General features: G+C 58.7%; 9 protein-coding genes. 4 read left to right on the plus strand and 5 right to left on the minus strand.

Features of this window, described 5'->3' with window-relative positions:
* Positions 1-41: 41 nt before the first annotated feature.
* The gene (locus CQ009_RS24390) at positions 42-752 is read right to left on the minus strand and encodes a histidine phosphatase family protein (RefSeq protein WP_105708964.1); all 711 of its coding nucleotides are present in this window, start codon (positions 750-752) and stop codon (positions 42-44) included.
* A gap of 206 nt (positions 753-958) precedes the next feature.
* On the opposite strand from CQ009_RS24390, the gene sohB reads away from it, so the two are divergent.
* Positions 959-1,990, plus strand: coding sequence for a protease SohB (gene sohB / locus CQ009_RS24395; RefSeq protein WP_105708965.1), 1,032 nt, complete (start codon positions 959-961; stop codon positions 1,988-1,990).
* 62 nt (positions 1,991-2,052) lie between these two features.
* Here the strand turns inward: sohB and CQ009_RS24400 are convergent, their stop codons facing one another.
* Both CQ009_RS24400 and CQ009_RS24405 read right to left on the minus strand, forming a co-directional pair.
* Positions 2,053-2,547, minus strand: coding sequence for a DUF934 domain-containing protein (locus tag CQ009_RS24400; RefSeq protein ID WP_008080464.1), 495 nt, complete (start codon positions 2,545-2,547; stop codon positions 2,053-2,055).
* Positions 2,531-4,189: a nitrite/sulfite reductase gene (locus tag CQ009_RS24405; protein WP_105708966.1), complete on the minus strand. Its 1,659-nt coding sequence runs from the start codon at positions 4,187-4,189 to the stop codon at positions 2,531-2,533. The genes CQ009_RS24400 and CQ009_RS24405 overlap by 17 nt, the downstream gene beginning before the upstream one ends.
* A gap of 524 nt (positions 4,190-4,713) precedes the next feature.
* On the opposite strand from CQ009_RS24405, the gene CQ009_RS24410 reads away from it, so the two are divergent.
* A complete protein-coding gene (locus CQ009_RS24410; RefSeq protein ID WP_105708967.1) occupies positions 4,714-5,787 on the plus strand; it encodes an ABC transporter substrate-binding protein in 1,074 nt (357 codons plus the stop codon).
* A gap of 6 nt (positions 5,788-5,793) precedes the next feature.
* Here the strand turns inward: CQ009_RS24410 and CQ009_RS24415 are convergent, their stop codons facing one another.
* Positions 5,794-6,012 (minus strand): DUF2970 domain-containing protein, encoded by a 219-nt coding sequence (locus tag CQ009_RS24415; RefSeq protein WP_105708968.1) that lies wholly within the window; start codon positions 6,010-6,012, stop codon positions 5,794-5,796.
* A gap of 179 nt (positions 6,013-6,191) precedes the next feature.
* On the opposite strand from CQ009_RS24415, the gene CQ009_RS24420 reads away from it, so the two are divergent.
* On the plus strand, positions 6,192-13,250 hold the full coding sequence (locus CQ009_RS24420) for an NEL-type E3 ubiquitin ligase domain-containing protein (protein WP_105708969.1): 7,059 nt from the start codon (positions 6,192-6,194) through the stop codon (positions 13,248-13,250).
* Positions 13,251-13,306: 56 nt separating this feature from the next.
* Here the strand turns inward: CQ009_RS24420 and metH are convergent, their stop codons facing one another.
* On the minus strand, positions 13,307-17,017 hold the full coding sequence (gene metH, locus CQ009_RS24425; RefSeq protein ID WP_105708970.1) for a methionine synthase: 3,711 nt from the start codon (positions 17,015-17,017) through the stop codon (positions 13,307-13,309).
* Between the two features lie 156 nt (positions 17,018-17,173).
* Here metH and CQ009_RS24430 point away from each other — a divergent pair, with 156 nt between their 5' ends.
* Entirely contained in the window at positions 17,174-19,480 is a 2,307-nt protein-coding gene (locus CQ009_RS24430) for a fatty acid cis/trans isomerase (protein ID WP_105708971.1), read from the plus strand.
* Positions 19,481-19,496: the final 16 nt, after the last annotated feature.

Genomic DNA, 19,496 nt, shown 5'->3' on the forward strand with positions numbered 1-19,496 from the left:
CTTATGAGGTTGATTACAGCAAGGTTCACAGTTATCCGGACTCAGCGGAAAGTGATGAGTTCCGGAGCCTTCAGCAGCTGCAGGTGTGCATGACTGTTGAAGGAAGCCAAAGCCACCTCGCGACCGCGAAACTTCAGCTGGTTGAGCGAGGTGTTGACGATTTGCCAGTTCAATTCAAAGGCCTGTCGGGCAGGCATTCGGGTAATGAGGTGGAGCAGGGCAGTGATGGTGCCGCCGGAAGTGAACACGGCGATTTTCTGGTTTTTATCGGCCAGATCAAGGATCCGGTGCAGCCCGGCCTGGACGCGTTCGACGAAACCCAGCCAGCTTTCCAGTCCTGGCGTGTCGTAAGTGCCGGCCAGCCAGCGTTCGATGATCAGGGCAAAAATGCGTTGGAACTCGCCGCGGTTCTGCGCGGCGTTGCGCAGGATGTCGAGGGCTTCCGGCTCGTCCGGCAGCATCGCCGGGAGCAGGGCGCGAATCACCGCGTCGGCATCGAATTCGTTGAACGCGGAATCGGTTTCCAGGATCGGCACCGGCAGGCCTTTGGCAGTAAATTGCTCCAGGGCGCTGGTGGCCGTGTGCTGCTGACGGCGCAGGTCTCCGGCGAGGCAGCGATCGAAGCTGATCCCCAGTTCAGCGAGGTGCTGACCGAGGATTTCTGCCTGACGCACACCGGTCGGCGACAGGACGTCATAGTCGTCTGCACCAAAGGAGGCCTGGCCATGTCGAATCAAATAGATGCTGCCCACGTCCGCGTCATCCCGGTACGTTGAAGGTTTGGCGAGGTTATGAGGATGCCGTCGAGCTGTCAATGAAAAAACATACGCTTGTTTGAAATGCCCGTTACAGGGGTGTTGCCAGAGGTTTCACGGCTGGCCGACGAGCCGGCGCATGGGTATGCTGGACTTATCCCGAGCGTGTGTTTTGCACCCGCGCATTGTTTTAAGGAGTCGCTGTGGAGTTTTTCACCGAGTACGCCAGTTTTCTGGCCAAGACCGTCACCCTGGTGATCGCCATTCTGGTGGTGCTCGCCAGTTTTGCCGCATTGCGCAGCAAGGGCCGGCGCAAGTCGGCGGGGCAGTTGCAGGTCAGCAAGCTCAATGATTTCTACAAAGGCCTGCGTGAGCGTCTGGAGCAGACCTTGCTCGACAAGGATCAGCTCAAGGCTTTGCGCAAGGGCGAAGCCAGGTCCGAGAAAAGCGAGAAGAAGCAGAAGAACAAACCCGAGGCCAAACCTCGCGTGTTCGTGCTGGATTTCGACGGTGACATCAAGGCCTCGGCTACCGAGAGCCTGCGTCACGAAATCACTGCGCTGCTGACCCTTGCCACACCGAAGGACGAAGTCGTGCTGCGACTCGAAAGCGGCGGCGGCATGGTGCACAGCTATGGTCTGGCGTCATCGCAACTGGCGCGTATCCGTGAAGCAGGTGTGCCGTTGACTGTCTGCATCGACAAGGTCGCCGCCAGCGGCGGCTACATGATGGCGTGCATCGGTGAGAAGATCATCAGTGCGCCGTTCGCGATTCTTGGCTCGATCGGTGTGGTGGCGCAGTTGCCTAACGTCAACCGCCTGCTGAAAAAGCACGACATCGATTTTGAAGTGCTCACCGCCGGTGAATACAAGCGCACCCTGACCGTATTTGGCGAAAACACCGAAAAAGGTCGTGAGAAGTTTCAGGAAGACCTGGACATCACCCACCAGTTGTTCAAGAACTTCGTCGCCCGCTATCGCCCGCAACTGGCGATTGACGATGTCGCTACTGGTGAAGTCTGGCTCGGCGTCGCGGCGCTCGACAAGCAATTGGTGGACGAGCTCAAGACCAGTGACGAATACCTCGCAGACCGGGCGAAGAAGGCTGAGGTTTATCACTTGCACTACGCCGAGCGCAAAAGCTTGCAGGAGCGGATCGGCATGGCCGCCAGCGGCTCGGTCGACCGCGTGCTGCTGAGCTGGTGGAGTCGCCTGACCCAGCAACGTTTCTGGTAAATCGAACGGGCATAAAAAAACGCCGGTCACATGACCGGCGTTTTTTTGTCTGCGCTAAACCTTCAGCGGCGACGGAACAGCGGCAGCGGTTCGTCAGTGGCAGCCTGATAGGTCACCGAGAAATCCTTCAGACCTTCAAGGGCTTCGTACGGGTCTTTATCCGGGCGCACGGCAAAGGCGTCAAAACCACAGCGGTGCATGTAGAACAGCTGATCGCGCAGCACGTCGCCAATCGCCCGCAGTTCGCCTTTGAAACCATAACGGTCGCGCAGCAGGCGGGCATTGGAGTAGTTGCGGCCGTCAGTGAATGCCGGGAAGTTCAGGGCGATCACCTGGAACTCGGCGACGTCTTCACCGATTTCCTCGGCTTCTTCGTCAGCGTCCAGCCACACACCCAGACCGCCGTCGCGGGCCTTGAGCATGCGGCTGTGTTCGCGCCACAGCTGCAGTGGCACGATCAGGTCGTCGCAGTTGCTGATCTCGTCGATGTTGAAATCCTTGGGCAGCAAGTGCCAGGTTTCGTCGACGACCTCGTTGTTCTTAATGATTCGCTGCATAGACGCGTTCCTTGAAGAGGTCGATGCCAATACGCTGATAAGTGTCGATGAAGCGCTCGTCTTCGGTACGTTGTTCAACGTACACGTCGATCAGCTTCGAGATCACGTCAGGCATGGCTTCCTGAGCGAAGGACGGGCCGAGGATCTTGCCCAGACTTGCGTCACGGCTGGCACTGCCGCCGAGGGAAACCTGGTAGAACTCTTCGCCTTTCTTGTCCACACCGAGGATGCCGATGTGGCCGACGTGGTGGTGGCCGCAAGCGTTCATGCAGCCGGAGATGTTCAGATCCAGTTCGCCGATGTCGAACAGATAGTCGAGGTCGTCGAAACGGCGCTGGATCGATTCGGCGATCGGGATCGACTTGGCGTTGGCCAGCGAGCAGAAGTCACCGCCAGGGCAGCAGATGATGTCGGTCAGCAGGCCGATGTTCGGCGTGGCGAAACCGCCTTCACGCAGTTCGCCCCACAGGGTGAACAGTTGGCTTTGCTCGACGTCGGCCAGAATGATGTTCTGCTCGTGCGAGGTGCGCAGTTGACCGAAGCTGTAGCGATCGGCCAGATCGGCGACGGCATCGAGCTGCTTGTCGGTGATGTCGCCAGGCGCCACGCCGGTCGGTTTCAGCGACAGGGTCACGGCGACATACCCCGGCTTCTTGTGCGCCAGGGTGTTGCGGGTACGCCAGCGAGCGAAACCCGGATGCTCTTTGTCGAGATCGGCCAGTTGCGCGGTCTGGTTTTCCAGCGCCTTGTAATCCGGGTCGACGAAGTGCTTGGCCACACGCTGCAGTTCGGCGTCGGTCAGTGTGGTCTGGCCACCGCGCAGGTGTTCCATTTCCGCATCGACTTTCTGCGCAAACACTTCTGGCGTGAGGGCTTTGACGAGGATCTTGATCCGCGCCTTGTATTTGTTGTCGCGACGGCCGTAGCGGTTATAGACCCGCAGGATCGCGTCGAGGTAGCTCAACAGGTCCTGCCACGGCAGGAACTCGTTGATGAACGCGCCAACCACCGGGGTACGACCGAGGCCACCACCGACCAGTACGCGGAAGCCCAGTTCGCCAGCGGCGTTGTGCACCGGCTCCAGGCCGATGTCGTGGACTTCAATCGCGGCGCGGTCAGCGGTCGAACCGTTGACGGCAATTTTGAATTTACGCGGCAGGTAGGCGAATTCCGGGTGGAACGTAGTCCACTGACGGACGATCTCGCACCATGGGCGCGGGTCGATCACTTCGTCGGCGGCCACACCGGCAAACTGGTCGGTGGTGACGTTGCGCAGGCAGTTGCCGCTGGTCTGGATCGCGTGCATCTGCACGGTGGCCAGTTCAGCGAGGATGTCCGGGATGTCTTCCACCGCCGGCCAGTTGAACTGCACGTTCTGCCGCGTACTGATGTGGGCGTAGCCCTTGTCGTAGTCGCGGGCAATCTTGGCCATCATGCGCGTCTGACGCGAAGTCAGTTGGCCGTAAGGCACCGCCACACGCAACATCGGCGCGAAGCGCTGGATGTACAGGCCATTTTGCAGGCGCAGAGGGCGGAATTCTTCTTCGCTCAGCTCACCTGCCAGATAGCGTCGGGTCTGATCACGGAACTGCTTGACGCGGTCCTCGATGATCCGCTGATCGTACTCGTCGTATACGTACATATAAGTCCTGTTCTCAGGCTTTGGGCCACTCGGAAAACGCTGCGTTTTCGCTTGCTGGAGTCCGATGGTGCCTCTGCAATTCTGCGCGCACGGCCGCGCGCTCCCTAAGGGAGCCGGGGCAATATACCCGTTTGCAGTTATGCGCAAAAGTGATGTTTGAGTATATGTAAAGAACCAAATCGCCTAACGAGAATAGCTGTCAACTAACCCACATTTGTCGTGCGGACAATCATCGTCTTAACTGTGGTCGAGTCTTTCTGCAATCACCGATAAAACCGATAAGAGGCGATGCAATGAGCAATCCGACCAAGGCAAGAAAAAGCGATAGCAGTGTCGATGCATGGGCCATTTTGTTCCTGATCATTCTGGTTGTAGGAACAGCGGTATTCTGGGTCAGTCATCAGTAAACGACCCATCCGGGCCCGCTCCCGACGATTGTCGGACAAAAAACGGGATCAAGCGTCAATAGCCGATTGATCGATGGCTATAATGCGCGGCCATATTTCCTTGGGCCCGGATGCTTCATGTTCAAGTTTCTCCATATCGGTCTTCTTTTGCTGGGCACAGCCTTGGGCACCAGTGCGCGAGCAGAATCGGTGCTGTTTTTGAATCCGGGCTCGACCGAAGAAGCGTTCTGGATCAGCTACTCGCAGTTCATGCAGTCGGCTGCGCGCAATCTGGGCATCGATCTGCAGATCCTCTATTCCCAGCGCCAGCCGGAACTGACCCTCGCCCAGGCCAGAATCGCCCTGCAGGGGCCCAACCGTCCCGACTACCTGATGTTCGTCAACGAACAGTACATCGCGCCACAGATTCTGCGTCTGGCGCAGGGCAGCGGCGTGAAGTTGTTCATGGTCAACGCAGTATTGACTGCCAATCAGCAAGCGCTGGTGGGCGAGCGTGCGGACCGCATCGGCAGCCTGGTGCCGAATGACGAGGAAGGCGGTTACCTGATGATGAAGGAACTGATTCGTCTGCACCCCCCGGTTGCCAAGGATCAGCAGATCGAGTTGCTGGCGTTCTCCGGTCTGAAGATCACGCCGTCGGCGCAGTTGCGCGAGCACGGTATGCAGCGTGCCTTGGCCGAACATCCGCAGGTGCGCTTGCGGCAACTGGTTTACAGCGGCTGGACCCAGCAACGCGCATATGAGCAGGCCAGGCAACTGGTCAAGCGTTATCCCGAGGTTTCGCTGGTGTGGTCGGCCAACGATGAAATGGCCTTCGGTGCCATGCGCGCTTTTGCCGAGGCCGGTAAAACCCCCGGCAGGGATGCGCTGTTCAGCGCAGTCAACACGTCACCTGCCGCGTTGCAGGCTGTCGTCGACGGGCGGTTGAGCGCATTGGTAGGTGGCCATTTCACCCTCGGTGGCTGGGCGCTGGTCGAGTTGCATGATCATGAGCTTGGCGTCGATCTCGATCAGTACGGCGGCCGCGATCGGCAGATTCCATTGCTGCAACTTGTCGATAAGTCTCACGCTCGACAAATGCTGGTCATGGGCAAGTCGCCGAACTATGGCGTGAACTTCCGCCAACTCTCGGCGAAGGGCCGACCAGCCTCATATCGCTATCCGTTCAACCTGCAAACCCTGATGCACTGAGACGCTTCAAACCCCGGCGAAATGCAGCACCACTTTGACGATGACCAACAGCGTCAAGGCAAATACCGCCGTGAACAGAATGCCCAGAATGACGAAATGGCCGGGTTTGCCATGGGTGAAATCCCTCGCCCGGTTTTTTCCGCTCTGCACCCCGAACGCCGCGGCCATGACGCTGTGCAGCATCTGCCAGAAGCTGGGTGGCTTGTTGTCGACTGGATCGTCCATAAATCCCCCGTCTGCGTGTGTGTCCCAGACAGCATAGTCAATTCACCGAAGAGTGCCCTTGCCGTGCGCTGCTCAGCTGAAGCGATTGGTAACAACTCATCGCCGATGCGATAACTATGTACCGCAGTTCGCCCCGGCAGGAATGGTGTCCTGTCGTTCCACTTTTCAGGAGCGACAGAATGACCATTCATCCCCCGACGCTGCCCGCAGCTGCGCAGTCTTCCAACCCTCCGTTGAGCCTCGATAAGGAGACGCTGGCCAGCGCCAGTCTTCACGGCAAGCGTATCGAGCAGATGGTCCCCGATTGGTTGATCGACGCCAGCCCCGAGCGCCGCGCTCATATCAAGAGCGCGGACACGCAACTACCAGACTGGTACCAGTCGCTGTCCGACGAGCAACGGCGCAATCTGCAAGCGCACATCACCGAAGGCTTTCTTGCCCAGTCGCGACTGGACAAGAGCATGGCAGCGCTTGAAAGCATCGAAGCATTCGCCGAGGCTCAGCTGCTCAAAGCGCTCAAGGACCGATTCAGCGTTGAGCTCGACGTCAACAAAACCCTGCTGTGTCTCCGGCATCCGTTGCAAGTCAGCGTGCTGGAAATCGAAGTGTCGACCTTCGAAGTGTTGAAGCTCTCCATGCTGCAAGCCGCCCTGCACAATTTCGAAGCGGCGGAATGCGAGGAGGGTGCCTTTCATCGCGAATCCGGATTTTTCGTCGCCGCTTCGACCGCCGATACGTTCCAGGCGGTGACACTCAATATCACTGTCAGCCAGTTTCTCTCGCTGTGTCGAACACTGGATATCGGCGCGCTCTATCAGACGCGTGTGAAAGCGTTTTTCCAGTCGAGCGGAACATTGCGTGAGCAATTCATCAGCAGCCAGAAAACCGCGATGCGCGCAGCCGCTGAACTGGCGTTGCTGAAGAAGGACATCGAGCCAGACGACTATCGAATGCTCCTGTCTGTCGTCGATGGCGAAGTCCACCCGCGCCTGGGCAAGAAATCCGTATGGTTTCGCGACCTCAGCCTGATGAAACGCCGGATGACCGGCTGCGTGGTGTTCAGCATCAGCGAACAGTATCGCTACACCAACGATTTCATCGTCTACATCCCCCATGACCCGGAACATCCCCTCAAACGCTACACCTCAGCGCAGATGCGCGAAGTCTTCAAACGCAAGTTCACTGCACGGGACGCTCTGCCCTCGAATGAACCGGCAACGGCCTATCAACGTTTCTTCAGTCAGTTTTTTGCTTATGCCGACCGCCCTTATTACTTCAGTCAATTCACCCGGCCTGCGGCGGATGCACCGGTAGACCCGTTACGTTCGATCTGGGTAAAAGTCGTCCAGATGTTCCCGCCGGTCTCGGTTTTCACGCAGATCAAGGAACTGCCGCCCGAGCACCAGGGCAAGCGTGAACCAGAGGAGGATCCTTATCTCAATCCGTTCGGTATCGTGCGCAACGGCGTGGCAGGCATTTGGGCCGCCAATACCGATCTGTGGCAGTACCTTTTTGAACAGCATTGCGACAAATTCATCGCCGATGCGCGTGCCCGCGCCGTACCGACCGCGGATGTCGACGCGAGCGTGCGGGCGAAACGGCTCAATCACTTGCTGGAATTCGGCATGCTCGCGTTGAACATGGTGTCGATGTTCGTACCGGTGCTGGGCGAGATCATGATGACGGTAATGGCCGGGCAATTGCTGTATGAGTCGTTCGAGGGCGCTATCGAATGGACTGAAGGTGATCGCCAGGCCGCCAAGGGGCATTTGGTCGATGTCGCCGAAAACCTCGCGCTGATCGGAGTAATGGCAGGTGCAGGCAAGGGCCTGGGCAGATTGACTGCGGCCAAATCGGTGCCGGTGATCGAGAAGGCCGAGCCCATTGAACGTCTAGACGGCAAGCCACGTTTGTGGGCACCTGATCTTGCGCCTTATGAAAGCACAGACGGGCCGTCCGCCGCGTCTGTCCCTGATGCGCAAGGCCTGCATCGACTGAATGGCAAGACCTACATTCGTCAGCAGGGCAAGGTGTATCAAACGGCCTTTGATGAACAACTGAAACAATGGCGCATTCTCCATCCGACTGACGCGTCAGCCTATCGGCCCATTCTCGAGCACAACCGGCTGGGCGCCTGGCGACATACCTTCGAGCGACCGCTGACCTGGGATCGATTGACGCTGCTGCGGCGTATCGGCCATTGCACCGAGGCCTTTTCCGATGAGCAATTGCTCAACATCGCGGATCTTAGCGGTGTCAGTGATGATGCTCTGCGCCAGATGCATCTGGAACATTCGCCTGCGCCACTGGCGTTGGCCGATACATTGCGCCTGTTCGAGGCTGACCAGGCCGTGAGCCGGATCATCGAGAACATTGAGGACGGTTCCACCGTTGATGAACCTTTCCTGCTGACATTGTCATTGCTGCCACAAATGCCTCGATGGCCCACCGGACGCGTGCTTGAGGTTTTCGACGGCCCGGGTTTGTCAGGCGCGAGTGTCAAGCATGGTGACGCGTCACTTTTTCCAGGTGACGCTATCAAGGCACCGATTCAGATCGCCCGCGCCGATGTGCTGACTGCTCAAATGCCCGCCATCCTTCTTGAGGCGCTGGACGAGCAGGAAATAGTCCGCCTGCTGGGATCTGAAGCGGCCCGCATCAGCGCAAACCGGCCCGTCGAGTTCAGAGCGCAATTGGTGGACTTCCTGAAAACCCGTCAACCGACAATGTTCGAGCAGCTCTATGCCGAACCGACATTGCAGGCACCGTGGATCAGCCGGCTACAAAAGGCCACGCCCGGGCTCGGCAGTTCTGCAGCGATCAGGGTTTGCATGCAGGCCAATGCCGAAGAACTTGCGCGATTGGAAACAGGCGGGCGGTTGCCGTTGCGGTTGCTTGAAGAGTCGCGCGGGTACGCTCAAGGCAGGCGCTTCGATCATGCGGTCGTCGGGTTACACATGGAGAACCTGGCCGCATCCGGGAGTCAGTGGCTCGCGTTGCGCGTACTCGAAAGACTGCCTGGCTGGTCAGACGATGTGCGTCTCGAAGTCCGCGAGGGCAGCACTCACGGACCCTTGATCGATAGTGTCGGCAGCGAATCTTCGCGGCAACTGAAATACCTGGTCAAGCAGGGCCCCTCCTATCAGGCCTTCAACGAACGCGCAGAGGAGCTCAATGGCATTGCTCGGCAAGGCGATAATTTTTTTTCTTCGGTCATGCATGCCTTGCCCGACAAATCCCGTCAGGCCTTGGGGCTTGCTGACGTCAGTCAGAGTGCATCCCTGCGTCGTCTGGTGATTGATCACGTGCATCAGTATCGTGCTGAACTGGCTCACTTGGCCGGCAAGCGTCATGGCGCCGGCAAACGCTTCAAACCGGCGCTGCGAGTGCCCGGTCATGGCCTCGGTTACTACGCCAGTGGACGCGGGCAGGGCGTCAATCCACTGCTGGTGACACGGGTGCAGAATGTTTATCCGGGCCTCACCGATCAACAAGCGGGCGGCTTCATTCTTCAGCAGCTGGCGTCGGGAAAGACTGACCTGCAGATCTACGAGCTTCTGCAAAGGCGCATGCGTGAATGGCAAGAGCTCGACTCGACACTCGCCGAATGGCAGGGCGAGTCGACGCCAGAACTCTCGCTGCAATCGTTGATCGGTGGCAGAGCGAGCGTCGTGCGCAATATCAAACAGAGTTGGCGCGAGTCACCGCTGGCGCAGGACCATCCGCGTTATGCACAGCTGGAATTGATCTGTGATGAACCGTTACCAGCCTTGACTGCGGACTTTTCGCATGTGCGTGAGTTGAGCGTACGCGGCCGCTGCATCACGGATGCGAATGCCGACTCACTGCTGGCTGTTTTCCCGAACCTGGAAAATTTGCGCATCAATGCGACGAGCGAACTGTTCAGCAATGTGCCGCAAATCTTGCAGGGGATGCCGGCGTTGAAAAGTCTGACGCTTTACAGCGCCGTACCGTTTGCCGCTGACATGCCTGCACGGTTGGGCATGCTGGTCCGGATTGAAGAACTGACCGTGTGTTCTGCAAGCTACCAGCCGATCACATTCGACGTCAGTCACCTGCAAAAGCTGCGCAAGCTGGAGATCGTCGCCTACTCCTTGCTGGAGTGGCCGACCGGCGTGCTTGAACTGCCGGAGCTCGAACGACTGAGTCTCAAGGATACCGGGATCAGTAACTTGCCTGAGGGGTTGCTCAAGGGGCACGAAAAGTTATGGTCCGGATTGTCACTGGACTGGTCGAGATTTTCCCGCGAAAACTTCAAGGTCGCCTACGAGTACGCCAGGACACTGCCCGCGCACCTTATAGACCGCGAAGCGATGGTCCGCGATTACTGCAAAGGCGAGTTGCAGCGTTTGGGCGAAGGCCTGAGCCAGGCGGCGCAAAGTATCTTCGAGCGGTTTTTCCAGCAATGGCCTGATGAACAACAGCGCTACGCCGCAATCGAAGCCCTGAGCGAGCAGTTTGCAACGCTCGACAAACAGCTCGGCGAGTGGCTGCAAAAGGGCATGGCCTATCAGGAAACGCTCAGGGAAGTAATCGGGCGATCCAACGCCATCCATGCCATCAGGAGCAATTGGCGCAAAGGGCTTTTCAAGCGATACGGTTCGACGGTTTCCGCTTCGACCCTTGATTTATCGGGATTGATGCTAAGCGAGCTGCCGAAATTGCCTGCCGATGCGTTTTCTCATGTGCGTACCTTGCTTCTGCTGGGCCAGCGCGTCGATGCCTTGCAACTGCGCGATTTCGTCAGCGCCTTTCAAGAAGTGCAAACGCTCGACCTGAGTGACAACGCCCTGCACGCGTTGCCGATTGAACCTGGCAGCCTGGCAAGGCTGAACCGGCTGGACCTTTCCGACAATCTGTTGGTGAACACTGAGCAGTTGCAGTCAAGCCTGGAGGCGTTCCCGGCGCTTGAACAGCTGGACCTGCATAACAACCCGTTAACCGGATTGAACGTCGGTGGCTTGTCGCGCTTGAAAGCGCTCAATCTGCGCAACGTCGATCTGCAAGCGTGGCCTGCGGGCGCTGAAGATCTGGCTCAACTGACCTGGATGGATGTGCGCAATAACAACATCACCACGCTGCCACAGACCCTGCTGGACAGCCATGCGCTAATCAACAGCAATCTGTCCGGTAATCCTTTGTCGCCAGCAACGACGGTTGCGCTGCGAGCTGCGCAACAGCGTATCGAGTTTGAAATCGGACTGCCCGAAGGTGCGCTGCAAGCATTTGCCGATGAACCGGTCCCGCTGACCTTTCCACCAGCAGAGAGCGGACTCTCCATTGCCAGGCAATTGCTGCCACTTCCCCAGGCGGCAGTTGGCGAAGGTGAAACGCTGATGATCAACATTCTTCAGCGTATGCAGCCGGCCTTTACTGCCGAACAGGCGTCGCAGTTGATTGGCCAGATGCGCAGTAGCGGAGCGACGGATGCCGAAATAGTTGCTCGTATCGGCGCTTGGAACCAGACTTTCGAAACGCTGGTGCGGCGACTCAATGGCTGGCTCTACACCCGCGAAATTCGCGGTGCGGACTGGGTTGTCTCTTCGCAAACCCGCAGTCTGGCGGCCTGGAGAATTCTCACCTGTTGGCGGGCAAGGTTGCCCAACATGGAAGGTGTGACGCAAGCCGTGCTGAACCTGAACGGTTTGCAACTGGGAGACATACCGGCATTGCCGGAAGATTTTGCGCATGTCCGCACGCTCAACCTGACGGGCACAAGGGTGACTGTCGAGGGCGCCAACGGTTTTCTCGGTGCCTTTACCGAGCTACGGACTCTGGAGCTTGGCGGCAATGAACTGGAAGCGTTGCCGCAGTCGATCCGGAACATGTCTGCGCTGGAGCGTCTGGAACTGTCGAGCAACCGTCTCTACGATCCCGAACGCTTGTACGAGTCGCTTTCCGGGCTTGAACACCTGACCTGGCTGGATGTGAGCTACAACAACCTCGAGTCTTTCGATGTCAACTATTTCGGGCGGCTGGAAGCTCTCGATTTGCGCAACAACAATCTGTACGCATGGCCGGAAGGTGCGCTGGAGTCGGAGCATCTGCGCATGCTCAATTTGAGCCGTAACGACATCACTACGCTGCCCGACGACGCACTTGACGGTAGCCACGAACAATTGATGAACGGTACGGACTTGACTGACAACTACAACTTGTCCGAAGAAAGCCTCGTGCGGCTCAGGGCCTATCAGGCGGAAGGTGAGCGCCATCGGGTGCTGGGTTTTTCACGCGCGGATCTCGAAGAGATGGTGGACGACGCCGCCGGCGGCTTGACCGAAACGTCTGACAGCATTGAATCCGACGAAACCCTACCTATCGATCCGTCGCAGGCGCAATACAAAGCCCCATGGCTTGCCAATCTGCCTCCTGAACAACTGGCGGCTCGGGATACGCTCTGGGAGCAACTGGCTGCTGAACCGGACAGCGCGGCGTTCTTTCATCTGCTTGAGCGACTGCAGGACACCCGAGAGTTCAGGGTGGCCAACGCGGATCTGACGCGGCGGGTATGGACCGTCATGGAAGCGGCCGCGGCTGATACCGAACTCAGGGAAGTGATTTTCGCCGGGGCTACCACCCACGGAACCTGCGTCGATGGACGCATCCTTACCTTCAGCGGGCTGGAAACCAAGGTGTTCACCCATAACGCGTTGCTGGATTTACCGTCAGGTCGATCAGACGCAAAAGGTGGGGTGTTGTTGAGTCTGTCGCGACGACTGTTTCGCCTGGACAAAGTCGACGAATTGGCAAAAGCGGCGGCAGCACGCAGTGGTTTCGATGAGGCCGAAGTGCGCCTGGGTTATCGAATCGGTTTGACTACCGGCTGGGAGGATGGCCTGGAGTTGCCGGGGCAGCCGAAAAACATGACCTATGCTTCGGGCGTCAGCCCGCAACAACTGGTGGAGGTGCGAACCGAAGTCAGCAACGCCGAGCGGTCCGACAAGTTTCTCGAAGATCTGATTCAGCGCGATTACTGGGTGGAGTACCTTCAGGAGAAGTTCCCCGAGGACTTCAGGAAACTGGAAGAGTCACACTTGCTTGACGACGGCAAAGATGACGGCCTGAGCGCCGACGATCCCGAGTACTTGAGCCGGTTGTTCGACCGTACGGCCGAACGCAACGTGAAGATGATCGAGCTTTCGCAGCAGGAGATCGACGCAGTCAATGCCGCAAGAACACCTGTATCCGGCGCTTCAAGTCATCCATCCAGCGCATGAACTGCATGCGCCGCTCCCGACGCCGGTTAAACCGGCGCCGGGATTGAGCCGAGTGATCAGTTGTCGTAACCGAGGTTCGGTGCCAGCCAGCGCTCGGTTACGCTCAGCTCCTGGCCTTTGCGCGAGGTGTAACTTTGCACTTGATCCTTGTCGACCTTGCCCACGGCGAAGTATTGCGCTTGCGGATGGGCGAAGTACCAGCCACTGACTGCTGCGGCCGGGAACATCGCGTAGTGCTCGGTGAGGAACACACCGCTGCGTCCTGCGCGCATTTCGGCGGCTTCAGGGTCGAGCAGGGTAAACAGTGCGGCTTTCTCGGTGTGATCCGGGCAGGCCGGATAACCCGGCGCAGGGCGGATGCCGCTGTACTGCTCTTTGATCAGCGCTTCGTTGTCGAGGGTTTCGTCCTTGGCGTAACCCCAGTGCTCTTTACGCACTTGCTGGTGCAACCATTCGGCGCAGGCCTCGGCGAGACGGTCGGCGAGGGCTTTGACCATGATCGAGTTGTAGTCGTCGCCAGCGTCCTGATAGGCCTTGGCCACTTCTTCGGCGCCGATGCCAGCGGTGGTGATGAAACCACCGACGTAGTCGGTCACTTCGCTGTCCTTCGGTGCAACGAAGTCGGCCAGCGAGAAGTTCGGCTTGCCGTCGGTCTTGATGATCTGCTGGCGCAGGTGATGCAGTTTTGCCAATGGCTGGCCATCATCGCCGTACAACTCGATATCGTCGTCATGCACCTGATTGGCCGGCCAGAAGCCGAATACGGCGCGGGCGCTGATCAGCTTCTCGTCGATCAACTTGGCGAGCATTTCCTGCGCGTCTTTGTACAGCGAAGTCGCGGCTTCACCGACCACTTCGTCTTCGAGGATGCGCGGGAATTTGCCGGCCAGGTCCCAGGAGATGAAGAACGGCGTCCAGTCGATGTATTCAGCGAGGACTTTCAGGTCGATGTTGTCCAGAACCTTGCTGCCGGTGAATGTCGGCTTGACCGGCTGGTAAGACGCCCAGTCGAACTGTGGCTTCTTGGCGATCGCGGCGGCATAGCTCAGGCGTTCGGTGCGCGCGCTGCGGTTCGAGGTGCGTTCGCGCACATCGACGTATTCCAGGCGCGTCTTCTCGACGAAGCCGGCCTTCAGTTCCTTGGACAGCAGCTGTGTCGCGACGCCGACCGCACGCGAGGCGTCGGTCACGTAGACCACCGCATCGTTGCTGTACTTCGGCTCGATCTTCACTGCCGTGTGCGCTTTGGAGGTGGTCGCGCCACCAATCATCAGCGGCAGGTGGAAATCCTGACGCTGCATCTCGCGAGCAACATGGACCATCTCGTCAAGGGATGGCGTGATCAGACCGGACAGGCCGATGATGTCGCACTTCTGCTCTTTGGCCACTTGCAGAATCTTCTCCGCCGGGACCATCACACCGAGGTCGACGATGTCGTAGCCGTTGCAACCGAGTACCACGCCAACGATGTTCTTGCCGATGTCGTGTACGTCGCCTTTTACCGTAGCCATGAGGATCTTGCCCTTGGCCTCCGGCTTGTCGCCTTTTTCCAGTTCGATGAACGGAATCAAGTGCGCTACGGCCTGCTTCATCACTCGGGCGGATTTCACCACTTGCGGGAGGAACATTTTGCCGGCGCCGAACAGGTCACCGACGATGTTCATGCCGGACATCAGCGGGCCTTCGATCACTTCGATCGGGCGGGCGAACGACTGGCGCGATTCTTCGGTGTCTTCAACGATGTGCGTGGTGATGCCTTTGACCAGCGCATGTTCCAGACGCTTGTTGACCTCCCAGCTGCGCCACTCTTCGGTCTCGGCTTCCTTGACACTGCCGTCGCCCTTGTACTTGTCGGCGATGGCGAGGAGGGCGTCGGTGCCTTCCGGGGTGCGGTTGAGGATCACGTCTTCAACGGCGTCGCGCAGTTCCTGCGGGATCTGGTCGTAGATCTCCAGTTGGCCGGCGTTGACGATGCCCATGGTCAGACCGGCGCGGATCGCGTACAGCAGGAACACCGAGTGGATCGCCTCGCGCACCGGGTTGTTGCCACGGAACGAGAACGACACGTTGGACACGCCGCCCGAGGTCAGCGCATACGGCAGTTCGTCGCGGATGTAGGCGCAGGCGTTGATGAAGTCGACCGCGTAGTTGTTGTGCTCTTCGATACCGGTGGCGACGGCGAAGATGTTCGGGTCGAAGATGATGTCTTCCGGCGGGAAGCCGACTTCGTTGACCAGAATGTCGTAGGAGCGTTTGCAGATTTCTTTCTTGCGCGCTTCAGTGTCGGCCTGGCCGGCTTCGTCGAACGCCATCACCACCACTGCGGCGCCATAGCGCTTGCACAGTTTGGCGTGATGGATGAACTGCTCGACGCCTTCTTTCATGCTGATCGAGTTGACGATGCCTTTACCTTGAATGCACTTGAGGCCGGCTTCGATCACTTCCCATTTCGACGAGTCGATCATGATCGGTACGCGCGAGATGTCCGGTTCACCGGCGATCAGATTGAGGAAGGTCACCATGGCCTTCTTCGAATCGAGCATCCCTTCGTCCATGTTGATGTCGATCACCTGCGCGCCGGCTTCGACCTGTTGCAGGGCGACTTCCAGGGCTTCGGTGTAGTTGTCTTCACGGATCAGACGGGCGAATTTTGCAGAACCGGTGATGTTGGTACGCTCGCCAACGTTGACGAACAACGAGCTGCGATCAATGGTGAACGGCTCCAGACCCGACAGGCGGCAAGCCTTGGGGATGTCCGGAATCTGCCGCGGCGCATAACCGGCGACGGCTTTGGCGATGGCTTCGATGTGCCCCGGCGTGGTGCCGCAGCAGCCGCCGACGATATTGAGGAAACCGCTCTGGGCGAATTCTTCGATGACCTTGGCGGTTTCCGACGGCAGTTCGTCGTACTCGCCGAATTCGTTCGGCAGGCCGGCGTTCGGGTGCGCGGAAACGTGGGTGCTGGCCTTGTTCGACAGCTCTTCCAGGTATGGACGCAACTCACTGGCGCCGAGCGCGCAGTTCAAACCGACCGAAATCGGCTTGGCGTGCGCCACGGAGTTCCAGAACGCCTCAGTGGTCTGACCCGACAGGGTGCGGCCGGAGGCATCGGTGATGGTCCCGGAAATCATGATCGGCAGTTCGAGGTGCAGCTCTTCGAACACGCCTTGCACGGCGAAGATCGCGGCTTTGGCGTTGAGGGTGTCGAAAATGGTTTCGATCAGGATCAGGTCGGCGCCGCCCTCGATCAGGCCTTTGGTGGCTTCGGTGTAGTTTTCCACCAGCTCATCAAAGGTGACGTTGCGGTAGCCCGGGTTGTTGACGTCCGGCGACAGCGAGCAAGTACGGCTGGTCGGGCCGAGCACGCCGGCGACGAAACGCGGCTTGGCCGGGTTCTCGGCGGTCTTGGCGTCGGCAATCTTGCGCGCCAGACGTGCGCCTTCTACGTTTAACTCGTAGGCCAGTTCTTCCATGCCGTAATCGGCCATGGAAATACGCGTGGCGTTGAAGGTGTTGGTTTCGAGAATGTCGGCGCCGGCATCCAGATAGGCTTTCTCGATGCCACCGATGACATCGGGACGAGTGATCACCAACAGGTCGTTGTTGCCCTTGACGTCACTTGGCCAGTCAGCAAAGCGTTTGCCCCGATAATCCTGCTCTTCGAGCTTGTAGCTCTGGATCATCGTGCCCATACCGCCGTCGAGTATCAGGATGCGCTCTTTGAGAGCTTGCTTGAGAGCTTGAAGACGGACGCTGCGATCGGACATTTGGACTACTCGGAAAGACCATTACGAAGGAGCGGGATCATAACAAACCTGTGCGGTTTTAGAGCATGTGGCGCTTTTGCATGAATATCACTCATGTTGGTACGGTCGTCATAATGTAGAATCGCGGCGTTTTTTTAAAAAATCGGGATCAGCAGCATGTCTTACCGCGTCATTGGTTTTGTGTTGCTGTTTCTCAGCTGGAGCGCCATGGCGCAAGAGCCAGCGGTTGCTCCTGCAACTTCCCCTTCTATTTCGTACGTCCGCGACATCCAGCCAATCTTCACCGAGAAGTGCGTGGCCTGCCACGCCTGCTACGACTCCGCCTGCCAGCTCAATCTCGGCAGTGGCGAGGGCGCAGCCCGTGGTGCGAGCAAAATGCCGGTGTATGACGGCGAGCGCACTGTCGCGGCGCCGACCACCCGATTGTTTTACGACGCCTTCGGCAAGCGCGCCTGGCAGCAAAAGGACTTCTATTCGGTACTCGACGCCCAAGGCAGCCAAGCGGCGTTGATGGCGCGGATGCTGGAATTGGGGCACAAGACGCCGCTGACGCCTAACGCGAAACTTCCCGAAGACATCGTCCTGGGTCTGAATCGGGCAAACCAGTGCGCCATGCCCGCCGAATTCGAGGGTTACGCCGGGGCGCACCCGAAAGAAGGCATGCCGCTGGCAGTCACTGGCCTGACCGATCAGCAATACCAGACCTTGCAACGCTGGCTCGCCTCTGGTGCGCCGATTGACGAACAAGGCCTGGCGCCGAGCGCTAAAGAATCCCTGCAAATCGTCCAGTGGGAAAATCTGTTCAACAGCCCCGGTGCCCGCGAAAGCCTGGTTGGCCGTTGGTTGTACGAACACCTGTTCCTCGCGCACCTTTATTTCAAGGACGGCGAGCCGGGGCATTACTTCCAATGGGTGCGTTCGCGCACGCCGACTGGCCAGCCGATCGACCTGATCGCCACCCGCCGCCCGAACGACGATCCGGGTACGCAGGTGTATTACCGCTTGTGGCCGGTGCAAGGGGTGATCGTGCACAAAACCCACATCACCTACCCGCTGAGCGCAGCGAAGATGGCGCGGGTCAAAAGCCTGTTTTACAGCGGCAACTGGCAGGTCAACGCCTTGCCGGGCTACGGCCCGCAGAGCCGCGCCAATCCGTTCGCCACGTTTGAAGCGATTCCGGCGCAGGCGCGTTATCAGTTCATGCTCGATAACGCCGAATACTTTGTCCGCACCTTTATTCGTGGACCCGTGTGCCGTGGGCAGATCGCGACCGACGTAATCCGCGACAACTTCTGGGCGCTGTTCCAGGCGCCGGAACACGACTTGTACATCACCGATCCGAACTATCGTGGCCAGGCCACGCCGTTGCTGGCGATGCCGGGGCAGAACGACGACGTCGGCAGCGTCCTGAGCCTGTGGCACAACTATCGCGACAAACGTAATGAATACGAGGCGTTGCGTCGCGACAGCTATGCCGAAGTCCCTGCGCCAAGTTGGTCGACGCTGTGGGCGGGCAACGACAACGCGCTGCTGAGCATTTTCCGCCACTTTGACAGTGCTTCGGTGACCAAGGGCTTGATCGGCGAAGTGCCGCAGACGATGTGGTTGTTCGACTACCCGCTGCTTGAACGCACCTATTACCAGTTGGCGGTCAACTTCGACGTGTTCGGTAACGTCTCCCACCAGGCGCAGACTCGCCTGTATTTCGACTTGATCCGCAACGGCGCCGAGCAGAATTTCCTGCGCCTGATGCCGGCCGATTCGCGCGAGGACTATCTGGACGATTGGTACCAGAACAGCGGCCAGTTCAAGATGTGGCTCGATTACGAAGCCATCGATGACGACAAGCCGACTGCGCTGAAGCTCGACGAAAAAGACCCGAAATACGACTTCGCCATGCAATTGCTGGCGCGTTACGGCGACTTGAATGCGCGGCCGGATCCGATCAATCGCTGCGACGGCGCTTACTGCTCGCGGCCGAATATCGACCCGGCGTTGCAAAATGCCGAACAGGCCTTGAGTCGCCTGACTTCGCGCCCGGCGGCCGGTTTGAAGGTGATTGATCAGTTGCCGGAAGCGACGATGCTGCGCGTCGAAACCGCCAGCGGCAAACGCGAGGTTTACAGCCTGCTGCGCAATCGTGCACACAGCAACGTGGCGTTCCTGCTCGGTGAGTCGCTGCGCTATCAGCCTGGACTGGACACGATCACCATTTTCCCGGGCGTGCTCAGCAGTTATCCGAACTTCATCTTCAACATCCCTGCCGATCAGGTGTCTGAATTTGTCGATGCAATGGAAAACGCCAAAGATGCCAACCGTTTCGAGAAAATCGTCGAACGCTGGGGAATTCGCCGCAGTCATCCGCAATTCTGGTTCTATTTCCACGATTTGACTCAGTACATCCACGAAACCGACCCGGTGGAAGAGGGCGTGCTGGACATGAACCGCTACGAGAATCTTTGATCGTTTGCGGCAGGCT

This window comes from Pseudomonas sp. MYb2 (genome assembly GCF_002979955.1).
Taxonomy (GTDB): Bacteria; Pseudomonadota; Gammaproteobacteria; order Pseudomonadales; family Pseudomonadaceae; genus Aquipseudomonas.

What these genes read in the sequence shown, in the direction of transcription:
- CQ009_RS24420 (WP_105708969.1), top strand. Translation starts at nt 6,192, where the DNA reads ATGACCATTCATCCCCCGACGCTGCCCGCAGCTGCGCAGTCTTCCAAC.
- CQ009_RS24400 (WP_008080464.1), bottom strand. Translation starts at nt 2,547, where the DNA reads ATGCAGCGAATCATTAAGAACAACGAGGTCGTCGACGAAACCTGGCAC.
- CQ009_RS24410 (WP_105708967.1), top strand. Translation starts at nt 4,714, where the DNA reads ATGTTCAAGTTTCTCCATATCGGTCTTCTTTTGCTGGGCACAGCCTTG.
- CQ009_RS24405 (WP_105708966.1), bottom strand. Translation starts at nt 4,189, where the DNA reads ATGTACGTATACGACGAGTACGATCAGCGGATCATCGAGGACCGCGTC.
- CQ009_RS24415 (WP_105708968.1), bottom strand. Translation starts at nt 6,012, where the DNA reads ATGGACGATCCAGTCGACAACAAGCCACCCAGCTTCTGGCAGATGCTG.
- CQ009_RS24430 (WP_105708971.1), top strand. Translation starts at nt 17,174, where the DNA reads ATGTCTTACCGCGTCATTGGTTTTGTGTTGCTGTTTCTCAGCTGGAGC.
- metH (WP_105708970.1), bottom strand. Translation starts at nt 17,017, where the DNA reads ATGTCCGATCGCAGCGTCCGTCTTCAAGCTCTCAAGCAAGCTCTCAAA.